We start from the raw sequence: 16,383 nt of genomic DNA, 5'->3' as shown, positions 1-16,383 counted from the left end.
CATCTCGGATCTCGGCCGAGAGAGCATCTTGCATCGCGCTTGGTTTCCCCGGAAGTACCCGCTGCCTCGAGCGGCGGCGGTGGCCTTCCGCCTTGGGCGATTCGATGGCGCCTGCCCGAACCCGCATCGAACCCTGCCCTGGAGACGTCCGACATGCGCACTTCCTGGAATCGACTGGTAGGGCCGGCCTCGGCCTTCGCCCTGGTCGCGAGCTCGCTGCTCCTCATCCCGTCCAGTGCGAGCGGCAACCCGGCGGGCACCGGCCTCGTCATCAACGAGGTGTACGGCGGCGGTGGCAACAACCAGGCCACCTGGACCAACGACTTCATCGAGATCTACAACCCGACGGGGTCGGCGATCGCGCTCGGTGGGAAGAGCCTGCAGTACCGCGCGGCGGCGACCACCACGACGGCGACGAACGTGTTCGCGCTGCCGGCGTTCAGCCTCGGCGCAGGCAAGCACTACCTCGTGCAGTGCGCGGGAGGCGCGACCGGCGCCGCGCTGCCGCAGGCCGCGGACACCACGGCCTGCGGCCTCAACCTGTCGGGCACCGCCGGCCAGGTCTTCCTCGTCAACGGCACGGCCGGCATCGACCCGGACGGCGCGGGCAACGCGGCCGTCACCGACGCCAACGTCATCGACTTCGTCGGGTTCGGCACCGCCGCGATCCGCGAGGGCACCGCGGCGGCCCCGGCCCCGAGCAACTCGTCGTCGATCACGCGCACCAACGGGGTCGACACGGACCGGAACAACGTCGACTTCACGGTGCTCAACGGCACCGCGATGACGCCCACGAACAGCACGGGCGGCGCTCCGACGCCGCTCGCGGCCGTCGACCCGGCCGACGTGGACGCGTTCGTCAACACCCCGATCTCGAACATCACGCTGCAAGCGACGGGCGGGACTCCGGCGTACAGCTGGTCGTTCTCCACCCTCCCCGCCGGCCTCGAGGAGACCAGCGACGGCGTGATCGCAGGCACCCCGACCGAGGTCGGCACGACCACGGTCACGGCCACCGTCACCGACTCGGCCGCTCCCACGCCGGCCACGTCGACGGTCGAGTTCGAGATCGACGTGCAGGCGGCACCGCAGCGGCTCACGATCGCTGAGATCCAGGGCACCGGACCCACCACCCCCGAGAGCGGCAAGACGGTCATCACCGAGGGCGTGGTCACGGCGGCGTACCCCAACGGAGACGGCAACTACGCCGGCTTCTACCTGCAGACCGGCGGCCAGGAGGGAGTCGACTACGACACCGCGGGTGCGTCGGACGCGATCTTCGTGTTCTCGGGGAGCAAGACCCTGCCGGCGATCGGCAGCACCGTCGAGGTGCAGGGTGTGGCGGGCGAGCGGTTCGGGTCCACCCAGCTCAACTCCTCCAGCGCCGCCAACCCCATCACGGTGCTGGGCACCCCGCAGCCGGCCGTGGTCCCGGGCGACGTCGTTCCGGGCACGGACTGCGTCCTGCCGGGCAGCAACTGCCTGGCCGGCGCTGCGCTCGACGCGGCCCGTGAGGAGCACGAGGGCGAGCTCTTCCAGCCCACTGGCGACTACACGGTCACCGACTCCTACGACGGCAGCCCCTTCACCCAGAGCGGCAGCCGCGGGTTCGCGATGCAGGGCGAGATCGGCCTGGCGGCCGAGAGCGACGTACCGCTGATGATCCCGACCGAGAGCATCGACCAGTCCGACGCCTCCGGTCTCGCTGCCCGGCAGCGCTACAACCTGGCGCACCAGCTGATCCTCGACGACGGCGCCGACATCGACTACTCGACCAACACCTTCGAGGACCTCCAGTTCCCGTGGCTGACCCCGAGCCACCCCGTGCGGGTCGGCGCGTCGGTGACCTTCCCGAAGCCGGTCGTGCTGCGCTTCGACTTCGACTTCTGGCGGCTCCAGCCGCAGACCAAGGTGGCGCCGGGGCAGGACGGCCAGGACCGGGTCGCCATCGAGAACACCCGCACGAGCGCTCCCGAGGACGTGCTCGGGAGCACCGGTGACCTCAAGATCGCCACGTTCAACATGCTCAACTACTTCAACACCCTCGGTGAGGAGTGGGCGGCCAGCGACGGCAACAGCACCGGGAGCGACACGTCCGCCTTCAGCCTCACCAACCCGCGTCGCTGCAGCTTCTACACCGACCGCGGTCCGGTCGGTGGCGGCACTGCGGCTCGGATCTCCAACGACACCTGCATCCAGGACGCGATCGACCCGATCACCGGCCTGAAGGTGCAGCTGCTCGGTCCGCGCGGTGCCGCGAACCAGACGAACTTCTTGAACCAGGAGGCCAAGGAGCTCGAGGCGATCAACACCATCGACGCCGACGTGATGTCGCTGGAGGAGGTCGAGAACTCGATCAAGCTCTACGACCCGGCGATCGACGGACCCAACGGCACCGACAAGGACCGCGACGACGCGCTGAAGCGGCTGGTCCTGAAGCTCAACCAGCACTGGGCGACCCACCACCCGTCGTACGTCGGGGACCGGTGGGCCTACGTCGCGTCGCCGCGACCCGAGGCGCTGCCCACGGTCACCGAGCAGGACGCGATCCGCTCGGCGTTCATCTACAACCCGAGCAAGGTCGAGACCGTCGGTCGCTCGCAGGTGCTGCTGAACGCTCCGCAGTTCCGCAACGCCCGCGAGCCGCTCGCGCAGGCCTTCAAGCCGCTCGGCGGCGGTCGCGAGGACGCGTTCGTCGTCATCGTGAACCACTTCAAGTCCAAGAGCGGCCCGCAGGCTCCGGCGACGGTCAACGGCGACAACGTGGACGCGGGTGACGGCGCCGGGTTCTACAACGGCGACCGCAAGCGCCAGGCTGCCGCGCTGGTGGCCTTCGCCGAGCAGGTCTCGTCGGACAAGAACATCGAGCCGGTCTTCTTCACGGGCGACTTCAACTCCTACTCCGCGGAGGACCCGGTCCAGGTGATCGAGGCCGCGGGCTACGAGAACCTCAAGCCGAGCACCCCTGAGACGACCTACAGCTTCGGTGGCCTCGCCGGCTCGCTCGACCACGTGTTCGCCAACCCCGCCGCGCTCGACATGGTGACCGGCGAGGACATCTGGGAGATCAACGCGGGCGAGTCGGTGTACTACGAGTACAGCCGTCTCAACGCGAACGCGACCAACCTCTACGCGGTCAACCCGTTCCGCAGCTCCGACCACAACCCGGAGATCATCGGGATCGACGTCGGCGAGCTCACCGCCGACCCCACCGTCGACACGGTGCAGATCCTGGCGACCAACGACTTCCACGGCCGGCTGGTCGACGACCCCGGCAGCGCGGCTGCCGGCGCGGCCTCGATGGCCGGCGCGGTCAAGGAGCTGCGCGCGGAGAACCCCGACACGATCTTCGCGGCGGCGGGTGACCTGATCGGCGCCTCGACGTTCGAGTCGTTCCTCCAGAACGACGAGCCGACGATCGCGGCCCTCAACGAGGCCGGTCTCGAGGTGTCCTCGGTGGGCAACCACGAGTTCGACAAGGGTTACCACGACCTCGTCGACCGGGTGATGCCGCTGACGTCCTGGGAGTACCTCGGCGCCAACGTGGAGTTCAAGGACACCGAGGACGGCCACGCCGCGGGCGACCCGGCGCTGCCGGAGACCTGGTGCGAGACCCTGCCCAACGGTCGCGTCGTCGGCTTCGTCGGCGCGGTCACCGAGGACCTGGAGACGCTGGTCTCCGCCTCCGCCATCGAGGACATCGTGGTGACGAGCATCGTCGACGCGGTCAACGAGCACGCCGACGACCTCAAGGGCCCCGACGGCTGCGACACCGGCGTCTCGGCCGACCTCGTGATCGAGCTCGTGCACGAGGGTGCGGCCAGCACGTCGTACGCCGCGGTGACCGACGACTCGACGTTCGGCAAGATCGTGGCCGGTGCCAACGAGAACGTCGACGCGATCGTGTCCGGCCACACCCACCTGGCCTACAACCACAAGGTGCCGGTGCAGGCCTGGATCGACGAGAACCGCGACGTCACCGAGCGTCCGGTCGTGTCGGCCGGCCAGTACGGCGCCAACCTCAACCGGCTGCAGTTCGAGTTCGCGCCCGGCGACGGCGACCTGGTCAACATCCGCCAGACCGTCCTCCAGCTCAAGGACTACGACGCCGACCCCGCCACCCAGGACATCGTGGACGACGCGGTCGCGTACGCCGAGGTCGCGGGCGCCGCGGTCCTGGGTGACGTCGAGGGCCCGTTCATGCGAGCGCGGCGCACCGACCCGAACATCAGCGGCGGCCCGGCCGTCGAGAACCGCGGCGGTGAGTCCACCGTGGGCAACCTGATCGCCGAGATCCAGCGCTGGAAGACCGGCGCGGACATCGGGTTCATGAACCCGGGCGGTCTGCGCGCGGACCTGCTCGGCAACGACGGCACCCCGCGGCCCGTGACCTACCGGCAGGCCGCGGACGTCCAGCCGTTCGCCAACACGCTGGTGTCGATGGACCTCACCGGCGACCAGATCAAGACGATCCTCGAGCAGCAGTGGCAGCGCGACGCCGACGGCAACGTCCCGTCGCGCCCGTTCCTGCGGCTCGGCACCTCCGACGGGTTCACGTTCACCCAGGACGCGTCCCGCGCCGAGGGCGACCGGATCACCGGCATGTGGTTGGACGGTCAGCCGCTCGACCCGGACGCGACGTACCGCGTGTCGGCGACGTCGTTCCTGTCGTCCGGCACCGGTGACAACTTCTGGGGCTTCGCGGCCGCGACGAACAAGCAGGACACCGGCAAGACCGACCTGCAGGCGGTCGTCGACTACATGGCCGAGTTCGCCGACCCGCTGGCCGTCGACTACGCCCAGCACGGCGTCGGCGTCCACTTCGCCGGCGGTGCGCCGGCGGAGTACGGCGCCGGTGACACGCTCGCGTTCACGCTGTCGTCGCTGGCGATGACCGCCGCCGGCGACGTGCAGGACGCGCAGGTCGAGGTGCTCCTCGGCGACACCGTGCTCGGCACCTTCCCGGTCACGAACACGCTGCGCACCGAGCCGGACGACGAGGCCGGGACCGCCGCGGTCAGCGTGGTGCTGCCCGAGGGCCTGGCCGACGGGTCCGCGAACGTCCTCGTGCGCGGCACCACGACGGGCACCGAGGTGATCGTGCCGATCACGACGACCGACGGCCTCCCGAACTCAACGGTCTCGGCCGACGACGCCTCGATGGCGTACGGCCAGACCGGCTCGGTCGACGTAACCGTGACGCCGTCCTCGGCCACCGGCACGGTGACGGTGCGCGACGGCATCACGGTGCTCGGCTCGGCGACGCTCGCCGGCGGCGCCGCGACGGTCACCATTCCGGCCGGCTCGCTCGAGGTGGGCGACCACGAGCTGACGCTCGTGTACGGCGGGGACTCCGCGACCACCGGGTCGCTGGGCTCGGTGACGATGACCGTGACGAAGGCGGAGCCGACGCTCACCGCGACGGCCACGCCGGCGTCGGTGGAGATCGACCAGACCTCCTCGATCGCGGTCACGGTGGCCGCGGCGGGGGTCAGCCCGACCGGCACGGTGATGGCGTCGGTCGACGGATCCGTGATCGACACCGCCACGCTGGTCGACGGCGCGGCGACGCTGACGGTGGGTCCGTTCCCGACCGCCGGCAACCAGACCGTGACCATCGACTACTCCGGGGACGCGCAGACGGGCTCCGGCAGCACCACGACCACGGTCGCGGTGACGCCGCAGAACCCGGTCGGCAGCACGACCACGGCGGCGGCGTCGCCGATGGCGTACGGCACTCCGGGCACGGTCTCGGTGGCGGTCACCTCGACCCGGGCGAACAAGGCGGGCTCGGTGCAGCTGCTCGAGGGCAGCACGCTGATCGCGACCGGCTCGGTCGCGGCCGACGGCACCGGCACGCTGACCATCCCCGGCACCATGCTCGCGGTGGGGACCCACAGCCTGACCGTGAAGTACCTCGGGAACAGCGGCACCCAGCCGTCCCAGGGCACGGTCAGTGTGACCGTCTCGAAGGCCGACTCCACCACCCAGGTGGCGGTCGTGCCGACCCAGGTCGTGGTGGGGAAGTCCGGGGTGAGCGCCCAGGTCTCGGTGACGGCGGCCGGCTTCACGCCGACCGGCTACGTGTTCGTGAGCGTCAACGGCGTCCCCGTCGGCGTCGGCCTGCTCGTCAACGGCACGGCGTCGGTGGCGATCCCGCCGATCCCGTTCGCCGGAGTCCGCTCGGTGACCGCGTCGTACGTCGGTGACGCCACGACCCGGCCCAGCCAGTCGGCGCCCGCGACGCTCACGGTGCTGAAGAGGTCCTCGAGCGTCACCGCCGACAGCACGCCGCAGTCGGTGAAGGTGAACAAGACCGAGGTCAAGCTCCGCGTAGAGGTCGACGCAGACGGCGCCACGCCGACCGGGCTGGTCAAGATCACCGTGCCGGGCCAGGGCACCCAGTGGGAGTCACTGGACAAGGGCAAGGCGACGTTCCGGCTCGACCCGTTCCGGTCCACCGGGGTCCAGGTCGTGACCGTCACCTATCAGGGTGATAGCTGGACCGAGGGCTCGACCACGACCCACGCCATCGACGTCCGGAGGTAGGTTCTACCGCGTGACCGACCTGCTCAAGCGTGTCCACCTCCTGTTGCGGGCCGGCGGGAGCACCGTCGCGACCGCCGAGTCCCTCACCGGAGGCCGGCTCGCGGTGGCGCTCACCGACGTCCCCGGGGCCTCGGAGACCTATCTCGGTGGTGTGGTCAGCTACGCCACCGAGATCAAGGCCACGGTGCTCGACGTCGACGACGGCATCATCGAGCAGCACGGGGTGGTCTCGCCGGAGTGCGCCAAGGCGATGGCGTCGGGCGTCAAGGCCGTGATGGGTGCGACGTACGGGATTTCCACTACAGGCGTGGCCGGACCTGCCGATCAGGAAGGCAAGCCGCCGGGCACGGTGTTCGTCGGCATCGCCGGACCGGGGCTGCTCGAGGCCGTGGCGCTGGAGCTGCCGGGCAAGCGCGAGCAGATCCAGGACCGCACCTGCCGCGAGGCGTTCGAGGCGTTCGAGACGGTCTTGCGCCGGGAAGATTCGGGCCTCGGGTAGCGTTGGCACGGACGACCCGCCAGATTCGACACAGGGAGACGCGCATGGTGCTGTTCCGTCGGCTGCTCGGCGACGTGCTCCGTGACCTGCGGATGCAGCGCGGCATGACCCTGCGCGAGCTGTCGGCCGACGCCCGGGTCAGCCTGGGCTACATCTCCGAGATCGAGCGCGGCCAGAAGGAAGCGTCCTCCGAGCTCCTCGCCTCGCTGTGCGCGGCGCTCGACGTGCCGCTGTCGGAGGTCCTGCGTGACGTCTCGAGCGCGGTCGCGCTCGAGGAGGCCGCCGCCGGCCTCACCCGGCTGCCGGTCGCGACGCCCGCGAGCGTCGTCAACTCCGCGGCGTAGTCACTTTCTGGGTCACCTCTGGCAGGACGGGCACCAGTACGCCGACCGCTCCATGCCGGCCGGTCCGAGCTGGTCGACGCGTACCTGGGTGCCGCAACGCCGGCACAGCCGCTGGCGGTAGACCCACATCCGGTTCGACCGTGACCAGTCCTGGTCGAGCATCTGGCGCACCCGGCGCAGCATCCGGGGGAGGTCGGGGACCTCGCCGATCGGCGTCGCCGGGGCGACACCCATGACGAACAGCACCTCCGCGGCATAGATGGTGCCGATCCCGGCGAGGTTCGACTGGACGCGCAGCGCCTCGAAGGCCGCCTCGTCGGGGTGCTCACGCAGCCGCCTCAGCGCCTCGTCCTCGTCCCAGTCCGGCCCGAGCAGGTCCGGGCCCAGGTGCCCCACGGCGTCGTCCTCGCGGGCGGTGGGAAGCAGCTCGACGATCCCGAGCAGGTAGCCCACCGCGGTCGGCCCGTCGGTCTCGAGCACCACCCGGATCTCGTGTGAGCGTGGGTTCCACCGCTTGCCGGGCTCGAAGGTCCGCCACGAGCCCTCCATCTTCAGGTGGGTGTGGAGCGTGACCGGACCGTCGGCTGCGTCGATGCGGGTGAGCAGGTGCTTGCCGCGGGAGACCGTCTCGAGCACGCGCGCACCCGCGAGGTCGGCGGTCGCGTGCTGCGGGACCCGGAAGTCGGTGCGGGTCAGGACCCGGCCGTCGAGCGCCCGCGCGAGCCGGCGCGCGGTGCGGCGTACGGCGTCGCCCTCAGGCACCGGCGGGCGTCCTGAGTCGGAGGCCACGCGGCGTCGCCACGAACCCGGCCGCCTGGAGAGCCTCCCGCAGCGGGGTCGGCCCGGACCCGAGCAGCTGCTCGCCGTCGGCCTTCTCGACCGTCATCCGGCCCAGGCTGCCGCGCTGGGCGGCCTCGGCGAGCGACGCCGCCGCGGGTCCGAGCTGGTCGGGCTCCTCGGTCCAGGTGAGCAGGGTGCGCCCGCCGCGCTCGACGTACATCGTGAGCACGCCGTCGACCAGCACCACGATCGCACCGGCCTTGCGGCCCGGACGGTGGCCGGACGTCTCCGGCCAGGGGAGCGCGGCGCCGTACGGGTTGGCAGGATCGGTGGCGGCCAACGCGATCGCGCTCGGCTTGGCGTCCACCGGCACCTCGGAGAACGTGCGCAGCCGGTCGACGGCGCCGGCGGTGCCGAACTGCGCGGCGCCGAGCCCGGCGACGAAGTAGCCACGCCGGCAACGGCCGGAGTCCTCGAACGCCGACAGCACCTTGTAGACGGCCGCGAAGCCGCCCGGCACCCGCTCGTTCACCACCGCGCCCCGGGTGACCACGCCGTGCCGGTCGAGGAGCCGCTCGGCGAACGCGTGCGCCCGGCGCGTGGTGTCGGTGTCGATCGACGGCAGCAGCGCCCAGCGCCCGGCGGTCTCGGGCGGGCCGGTGCGCGCGACGCCGCTGCCCGGTCGCCGGCCCAGCCGCGGCGGCGGGCGCCGGGTGCGGTGGGCCGGGGTGCCGCTGCGGGTCAGCGCGCGCAGCGGGGTGAGCGTGTCGTTGCTGATCCGGCCCGCCCAGACGAGGTCCCAGAGGGCGGTCGAGAGCGCGGCGTCGTTGGTCGAACCCACCGAGTCGGAGAGCTGGCGGAAGAACCAGGCGCCGCCCGGGGCCAGGGCGTCGAGCACCGCCTGGTGCAGCTCGCTGTGCTCGAAGGGGGCGTGGTCCGGGAGCGTCAGGTGTGCCTGGTCGGCGAGGTGCAGCGAGACCCAGCCGTCGGAGCCGGGGAGCGCGGCGTGCCCGGCCCAGAGGACCTCGCCGGAGGCGGTGAGCTCGTCGAGGTACGACGGCTCGTAGTCGCGCACCCGGCTGGCGAGCACCAACGGCTCCAGCGCCGAGGCCGGGACGGCGCACCCCGCGAGCTGGTCGATGACGGTGAGCACGCCGTCGATGCCGCGGTGGCGGCCGCCGACGTGCTGCCAGGCGGGGACGAACCGGCCCAGGGTGTCCGGCTCGACCGGCTCGATCTCCTGGCGCAGCTTGGCCAGCGAGCGGCGGCGCAGCTTGCGGAGCACCTCGGCGTCGCACCACTCGGTGCCGGAACCGGAGGGCCGGAACTCGCCGTCGAGGACCCGACCCTGAGCGGCCAGTCGCTGCAGGGTGTGCCGGACGACCGCGACGCCGAGCCCGAGCCGGGTCGCGACGTCCTCGGTGGTGAACGGGCCGTGGGTCCGCGCGAACCGGGCGACCAGGTCGGCGAGCGGGTCGTCGACCGGATCGGTGAACGCGTCCGGGGTGCCGGGCGGGACCGGGACGCCGAGCCCGTCGCGCAGCCGGCCGACGTCCTCGATCGCGGCCCAGCGCTCGTCGCCGCCCATCCGGACCGCGACCACGCGGCGCTGGTCGGCGAGCGCCTGCAGCCAGTCGGCCGGGTCGGCGGTGGAGCGCTCGGCGACCTCGGCCGTGCTGAGCGGCCCGAGCAGCCGCAGCAGGTCCGCCACGCCCTCGGCGTCGCGGGCCCGCCGCTCCGGTGTCGTGCGCTGCAGCTCGGCCTCGACCTCGGCCAGCACCTCGGGGTCGAGCAGCTCGCGCAGCTCGGCGCGGCCGAGCAGCTCGGCCAGGAGGCCCTGGTCGAGGGAGAGCGCGGCGGCCCGGCGCTCGGCGATGGGGGAGTCGCCCTCGTACATGAACTGGGCGACGTACCCGAACAGCAGGCTGCGGGCGAACGGCGACGGCTGCGTGGTCGACACGTCGACCACCTGGACCTCGCGCCGGTCGACGCCGCGCATCAGCGCCACCAGCGAGGGGAGGTCGTAGACGTCCTGCAGGCACTCGCGCACGGCCTCGAGGACGATCGGGAAGGACGGGTACTTCGAGGCGACCTCGAGCAGGACGGCCGAGCGCTGGCGCTGCTGCCACAGCGGCGAGCGCCGGCCGGGGTCGCGCCGGGGGAGCAGCAGGGCCCGTGCCGCGCACTCGCGGAACCGGGCGGCGAACAGCGCCGACCCGCCGACCTCGTCGGTGACGACCGCCTCGATCTCGTCGGGCTCGAACACGATGACGTCGCCGGACGGCGGCTCCGCGTCGGTGTCGGGGATGCGCACGACGATGCCGTCGTCGGAGGCGACCGCCTGCCCGTCGACGCCGTACCGCTCCCGCAGCCGGGCGTTGATCGCCAGCGCCCAGGGCGCGTGGACCGGGGTGCCGTACGGCGAGTGCACGACCAGGCGCCAGTCGCCGAGCTCGTCGCGGAACCGCTCGACCACCAGGGTCTGGTCGCTGGGGAGCAGGTTGGTGGCGTCGAGCTGCTCGTGCAGGTAGGCGACCAGGTTGCCGGCGGCGTACTCGTCGAGGCCGTCCTCCTGGGCGCGGGCCTGGGCGCGCTCGCGCGGGAGCGCGCCGAGCTCGCGGGTGAACGCCCCGATCGCCTGCCCGAGCTCGGCGGGCCGCCCGAGGGCGTCGCCCTTCCAGAACGGCAGCCGGCCGGGGATCCCGGGCGCCGGGGTGACCAGCACCCGGTCGTGGGTGATGTCCTCGATCCGCCAGCTCGTGGCGCCGAGCGCGAAGACGTCGCCGACGCGGGACTCGTAGACCATCTCCTCGTCGAGCTCGCCGACGCGCCGGCCCGGACCCTCGCCGCCGACGAGGAAGACGCCGAACAGGCCGCGGTCGGGGATGGTGCCACCACTGGTGACCGCGAGCCGCTGGGCGCCCGGCCGGCCGGTGAGGGTGCCGGTGACGCGGTCCCAGACGATGCGCGGGCGGAGCTCGGCGAACTCGTCGGAGGGGTAGCGGCCGCTGAGCAGGTCGAGGGTGGCGTCGTACGCGCTGCGAGGGAGGTTCGCGAACGGCGCGCTGCGCTTGACGAGCTCGAACAGGTCGTCCACGGCCCAGGCGTCGAGCGCGGTGGCGGCGACGACCTGCTGGGCGAGGACGTCCAGCGGGTTGGTGGGCACCCGCAGCGACTCGATCGCGCCGGTGCGCATCCGGCCGACGGCGACCGCGGTCTGGGCGAGGTCGCCGCGGTGCTTGGGGAACAGCACCCCGCGCGACACCTCGCCGACCTGGTGGCCGGCGCGGCCGACGCGCTGGAGGGCACTCGCGACGCTGGGCGGCGACTCGATCTGGACGACCAGGTCGACCGCGCCCATGTCGATGCCGAGCTCGAGGCTGCTGGTCGCGACCACGCAGGGGAGCCGGCCGCGCTTGAGGTCGTCCTCGATGAGCGCCCGCTGCTCCTTCGACACCGAGCCGTGGTGCGCCTTCGCGATCACCTGCTCGGCGCCGTGGCTCTGCCCGGACTGCGCCATCAGCTCAGCCGGCGGGCCGCCCGCGTCGAGGTCCACCCCGGCGCGCTTGGTCGCGATCTCGTTCAGCCGCGCCGTCAGCCGCTCGGCGAGGCGCCGGGAGTTCGCGAACACGATCGTCGACCGGTGCTGCTCGATCAGGTCGACGACGCGCTCCTCGACGTGCGGCCAGATGCTCTGGGCGCGCTGCGGGTCGCCGTCGTCCTCGTCGTCGTACTCCTCGGGAGCGGTCATGTCCTCGACGGGGACGACGACCTCGAGGTCCCACTCCTTCGCGGACGGCGGGGCGACGATCTCGACCGGCGCGCTCCCGCCGAGGAACCGCGCGACCTCCTCGAGCGGGCGGACCGTCGCGGAGAGACCGATGCGCTGCGCCGGGCGGTCCAGCAGCGCGTCGAGGCGCTCGAGGGTGACCGCGAGGTGCGCGCCCCGCTTGCCGCCGGCCACCGCGTGGACCTCGTCGACGATGACGGTCTCGACGCCGCGCAGGCTCTCGCGGGCCTGGCTGGTCAGCATCAAGAACAGCGACTCGGGCGTGGTGATCAGGATGTCGGGCGGGCTCGTGACCAGCTTGCGCCGGTCCGCGGCCGGCGTGTCGCCGGAACGGACGCCGACGTTCACCTCCGGGACCGGCGTGCCGAGCCGGTCGGCCGTGTGCCGGATGCCGGTCAGCGGGGCGCGCAGGTTGCGCTCGACGTCGACACCGAGCGCCTTCAGCGGGGAGATGTAGAGGACCCGGGTGCGCTTCTGCTTGTCCTGCGGCCGCTCCCCGGTCAGCAGCCGGTCGAGGCTCCACAGGAACGCGCTCAGCGTCTTGCCGGAGCCGGTGGGCGCGACTACGAGCGCGTGCTTGCCGGCGCCGATCGCCGTCCACGCGCCCGCCTGGGCAGGGGTCGGCTCGGCGAAGGCCGCCCCGAACCAGGTGCGGGTCGGCTCGCTGAACCTGTCGAGGGCTGCTGCCACCCGCCCATCCTTGCTCACGGCACCGACAAGGCACCCGTCAGCCGGTACGCAGCTTGTGGAGCGTCTCCTCGGCGCGGTAGCCGTCCCGCACGCCTTCCACCAGGAGCGCCACCGAGTCGGAGTGCCGGCTCCGGAGCTCGAGGATCTCCTGGTACGCCGGCGAGGCGTACCAGTCCCGAGCGGCGACGATCGATGGGAAGCCGATGACCACCAGGTCCCCCCGCCAGTGGCCCTCCGCGATCTCCGGCTGGCTGCCGTGCACCACCCACTCGCCGCCGAACGGCTCGAAGGTCGCCTCGATCTGCTCGATGTAGCGCAGGATCTCCGGGCCGATCCGCACGTCGCTCAGGAACGCGACCGCGTAGCCCCGGCGCGTGCTCACGCCGGCACCCGGTCGAGGAAGCCGCGGACGTCCTGGATCCGACCGTCCTCGTCGAGCACGACCACGTCGAACCCGATCACCACCGGCTCCTCGCCCTCGGGGCCGAGACCCCACGAGAACCGCAGCTGGCGGTGGTGCGCGTCCGCCTCCGAGGCCTGGCTGAAGACGAAGCCCGGGAACTGACCCTGGACGGCGTCGACGAGGGCGCCGACGGCAGCCGTTCCGCTGACCTCGGCAAGCGGGTCGACGTACCTCACGTCGGGGGACCAGTGCTCGGCCAGCAGGGCCTCACGCTCGGCGCCGGACGCGTTCCAGGTCGCCAGGTACTGCTCCACGATGTCGCTCATGATGCTTCCTCTCCTCCGTCGGGTGTTGACGGCGTCGAGCCTCGCGCCGGTGGGCGACGACGGTCCATGACCTCGGAGGTCATGGGACGCCGGAGCCCGGCTCCCTAGGCTGGCGGCATGGCCCTGGTCGTGGACCCCGTGGTGAACCCCGTCGTGAACCCTGGCGATGTGGGTGCGTTGCTGCGCACCTGGCGTGAGCGCCGCCGGTTCAGCCAGCTCGAGCTGTCCAACCGGTCGCGGGTGAGCACTCGTCACCTGAGCCGCGTCGAGACGGGAAAGGCGCGACCGACCCCCGAGATGGTCCTGCACCTGGCCGACCACCTGGACGTGCCGCTCCGCGAGCGCAACCGGCTGCTGCTCGCTGCGGGGTATGCGCCGGCGTACCGCGACCACCAGCTCGACGACGGCTCCGTCGCCGTGGTGATGGACGGTCTGCGGCACCTCCTCGATGCCCACCTGCCGTACCCGGCGCTGCTCCTCGACACGTTCTGGGACGTCATCGACGCGAACGCCGCGGTCGACCTGATGCTGGTCGGCTGCGATCCGGCACTGCTGGAGCCGCCGTTGAACGTGCTCCGGCTGACCCTCCACCCCGGCGGGTTGGCGCCGCGCATCCGCAACCTGCACACGTGGGCCGCGCACCTGCACCAGCAGGCGTCCCATCGGGCCGAGCACACCCACGACCGGCGCCACCGGGAGCTCGTCGCCGAGATCGAGTCTTACCTGGGCGGGCCGCCCGGCCCGCTGACGAGCAGCGGGCCGGTCCTCACCCTCGAGCTCGAGTCCCCGGCCGGGACGCTCCGGTTCTTCAGCACCTCGGCGCAGCTCGACACCGCGACCGACGCCGCGCTGGAGGGCGTGCACCTCGAGACGTTCCTGCCCGCGGACGTGGCGACGCGGGAGGCGTTCGGCTGAGCCGAGAGGTGTGCGTGCGCGACACTGTCGCGCGTGAGCGACGTACTGAGGACACCCGACGACCGCTTCGACGGGCTGCCGGACTTCCCCTTCGCGCCGCACTACGCCGAGGTGGTCGCCGACGGGGTGCCACCACTGCGGATGCACTACCTCGACGAGGGTCCCGCTGACGGGCCGGTGGCGCTGCTGCTGCACGGCCAGCCGACCTGGTCCTACCTCTACCGGAAGGTCGTGCCGGTGCTGGTGGCCGCGGGTGTCCGCGTGGTCGCGCCCGACAACATCGGGTTCGGGCGCTCCGACAAGCCGGCGCGGCCGACCGACTACACCTTCGCCCGGCACGTCGCGTGGACCCGGAGCCTGGTGACCGGCCTCGACCTGCGCGACGTGACGCTGGTGGCCCAGGACTGGGGCGGGCCGATCGGGTTCAGCGTGCTGGCCGCCGAGCCGGAGCGGTTCGCCCGGGTGGTCGCCGCGAACACGATCCTGCACACCGCGGACCCGGCGCTCGCCGACCGGCTGACGTGGGCGGTGCACGGGTCGGGCGACTCGCGCGTGGTCGTCGAGGAGGCGCTGCTCGACTACCTGCTCCACACCCAGCGCGCACCCGAGCTGAGGGCCAGCGACTTCGTCGGCGCGGCCACCGTTGCCCCCGTGTCCGCGGAGGTGCTGGCGGCGTACGACGCGCCGTACCCCTCGGTCGAGCACACCTCCGGGCTGCGGCAGATGACCGCGCTGCTGCCACTGACCCGCAACGATCCCGGGGCGCGGATCGGGCGCCGGACGATGCGCGCGCTCGAGGAGTTCGACCGCCCGTTCGTGACCGCCTACTCCGACGGTGACCCGGCGACGCGCGGCTGGGACGCGGTGTTCCAGGAGCGGGTTCCCGGCGCGCGTGGGCGGTCGCACGTGACGATCGCCGGCGCGGGTCACTTCCTCCAGGAGGACGCCGGGGCGGAGCTCGGCCGGGTCGTCGCCGAGGTCATCGCGACGACGTGACGGTCTGCACGGTCAGCCGCCGGTTGGGGCAGTCCCGCGCCAGCTGCCGCAGCGTCGTCTTCTCGGTCCGGTCGACGGTGAGGTCCCAGCGGGTCTTCACCGCCGTCCACTCCGCGACGTACCGGCAGACCTCGAAGTCCGGCAGCCACTCGGCGGGGTCGCGGTCGGACTTCGACTGGTTCTCGTTGTCGGTCACCGCGACCAGGGAGCGGCGGTCACCGAGGTCGTTGGCGTAGCGCTCGCGGGTGGCGTCGTCCCATGCGTGGGCGCCGGAGTCCCAGGCCTCCTTGAGCGGGACCATGTGGTCGATGTCGACGTCCGACGACCGGGTCCACGTGAGGTGGTCGTAGTACGAGAACCACTCGCCCTCGGTGACGTCGCAGGCCGTCACCGCGACCCGCGACTCCGCCGCCAGCACCTCGTCGCGGGTGTCCTGGCAGTCGTCGTCCGCGTCGACCCAGTGCTTGAACTCGTCGCGGTCGTACCCGTCGGGCCGCTCGGCCGCGACGTCGAGCTGCCGGACCGCCGCCCGCAGTCGCAGCTGGACCGTGTCCGACTGCGCGGTCGCCGGAACGGGCGCGAGCGGCGCCGACGCCACCAGGGCGGCAGCGAGCACGAGGAGCGAGGTACGGCGGCGCACCACTCCAGTCTCCACCTTCGACGTCGTTCAGTCCGGGAGGACGGCGTCGAGCTCCATCTCGACCTTCCAGCGCGGGTCGAGGAGCGCCTTGACGACGAGCATGGTGCTGGCCGGCTGGACGCCCTGGAAGACCTCGCCGTGGACGCGGCCCACGGCGTCGGCGTCGGCGGGGTCGACGAGGTACTGCCGGGTGCGGATCACGTCCGAGACGCTGCCGCCGAGCTCCTCGAGCGCGGCGAGCATGATCTCCCAGCAGCGCCGCGCCTGGACGGCCGGATCGGGGTCGCAGCTGCCGTCCGGCCACACCGGCGCGGTCCCGCTGACGGCGACCGTGCCGCCGACGCGGACAGCGCGGCTGAAGCCGATGGTGGACTCGTACGGCGACCCGGACCGGGCGGAGGTGCGCGACATGCGAGGAGCAAACCAGATGAGCCTGTCGGCGCTCCGGCAT

11 protein-coding genes are annotated in these 16,383 nt (G+C 72.4%); 5 read left to right on the top strand and 6 right to left on the bottom strand.

What is annotated here, in order from left to right; translation table 11 throughout:
• The first annotated feature begins 153 nt into the window (after positions 1 to 153).
• From ABD875_RS21755 to ABD875_RS21745, 3 genes are read left to right on the top strand one after another with little or no spacing between them, the layout of a single operon-like run.
• Positions 154 to 6,549 carry an ExeM/NucH family extracellular endonuclease gene (locus ABD875_RS21755; protein WP_345182268.1) on the top strand — a complete coding sequence of 2,132 codons (6,396 nt, stop codon included), beginning with the start codon at positions 154 to 156 and terminating at the stop codon, positions 6,547 to 6,549.
• A gap of 10 nt (positions 6,550 to 6,559) precedes the next feature.
• Positions 6,560 to 7,048, top strand: coding sequence for a CinA family protein (locus ABD875_RS21750; RefSeq protein ID WP_345182266.1), 489 nt, complete (start codon positions 6,560 to 6,562; stop codon positions 7,046 to 7,048).
• 44 nt (positions 7,049 to 7,092) lie between these two features.
• Positions 7,093 to 7,392, top strand: a complete 300-nt coding sequence (locus ABD875_RS21745; protein WP_345182263.1) for a helix-turn-helix domain-containing protein — start codon at positions 7,093 to 7,095, stop codon at positions 7,390 to 7,392.
• A 12-nt stretch (positions 7,393 to 7,404) separates the two neighbouring features.
• On the opposite strand, the gene ABD875_RS21740 is transcribed toward ABD875_RS21745, so the two are convergent.
• The 4 genes from ABD875_RS21740 to ABD875_RS21725 are packed head-to-tail and all read right to left on the bottom strand — an operon-like array spanning position 7,405 to position 13,381.
• Complete coding sequence (locus ABD875_RS21740) at positions 7,405 to 8,154, bottom strand: DNA-formamidopyrimidine glycosylase family protein (RefSeq protein ID WP_345182261.1); 750 nt, start codon at positions 8,152 to 8,154, stop codon at positions 7,405 to 7,407.
• On the bottom strand, positions 8,147 to 12,652 hold the full coding sequence (locus ABD875_RS21735) for an ATP-dependent helicase (protein WP_345182259.1): 4,506 nt from the start codon (positions 12,650 to 12,652) through the stop codon (positions 8,147 to 8,149). The genes ABD875_RS21740 and ABD875_RS21735 overlap by 8 nt, the downstream gene beginning before the upstream one ends.
• 37 nt (positions 12,653 to 12,689) lie before the next feature.
• The gene (locus ABD875_RS21730; protein ID WP_345182257.1) at positions 12,690 to 13,034 is read right to left on the bottom strand and encodes a DUF1330 domain-containing protein; all 345 of its coding nucleotides are present in this window, start codon (positions 13,032 to 13,034) and stop codon (positions 12,690 to 12,692) included.
• Positions 13,031 to 13,381, bottom strand: a complete 351-nt coding sequence (locus tag ABD875_RS21725) for a nuclear transport factor 2 family protein (RefSeq protein ID WP_345182254.1) — start codon at positions 13,379 to 13,381, stop codon at positions 13,031 to 13,033. The genes ABD875_RS21730 and ABD875_RS21725 overlap by 4 nt, the downstream gene beginning before the upstream one ends.
• 117 nt (positions 13,382 to 13,498) lie before the next feature.
• Here ABD875_RS21725 and ABD875_RS21720 point away from each other — a divergent pair, with 117 nt between their 5' ends.
• Both ABD875_RS21720 and ABD875_RS21715 read left to right on the top strand, forming a co-directional pair.
• Positions 13,499 to 14,296 carry a helix-turn-helix domain-containing protein gene (locus ABD875_RS21720; protein WP_345182252.1) on the top strand — a complete coding sequence of 266 codons (798 nt, stop codon included), beginning with the start codon at positions 13,499 to 13,501 and terminating at the stop codon, positions 14,294 to 14,296.
• A 33-nt stretch (positions 14,297 to 14,329) separates the two neighbouring features.
• On the top strand, positions 14,330 to 15,292 hold the full coding sequence (locus ABD875_RS21715) for a haloalkane dehalogenase (protein WP_345182250.1): 963 nt from the start codon (positions 14,330 to 14,332) through the stop codon (positions 15,290 to 15,292).
• Here the strand turns inward: ABD875_RS21715 and ABD875_RS21710 are convergent.
• Positions 15,276 to 15,947, bottom strand: coding sequence for an HNH endonuclease family protein (locus ABD875_RS21710; RefSeq protein WP_345182248.1), 672 nt, complete (start codon positions 15,945 to 15,947; stop codon positions 15,276 to 15,278). The genes ABD875_RS21715 and ABD875_RS21710 overlap by 17 nt on opposite strands.
• A gap of 12 nt (positions 15,948 to 15,959) precedes the next feature.
• Entirely contained in the window at positions 15,960 to 16,343 is a 384-nt protein-coding gene (locus tag ABD875_RS21705; protein WP_345182245.1) for a RidA family protein, read from the bottom strand.
• Positions 16,344 to 16,383 lie beyond the last annotated feature (40 nt).

The sequence above is a fragment of the Nocardioides caricicola genome (assembly GCF_039541135.1).
GTDB lineage: Bacteria > Actinomycetota > Actinomycetes > Propionibacteriales > Nocardioidaceae > Nocardioides > Nocardioides caricicola.
The sequence above is the reverse complement of the archived record's forward strand: the minus strand, read 5'-3'. Positions and strand labels throughout refer to the sequence as shown.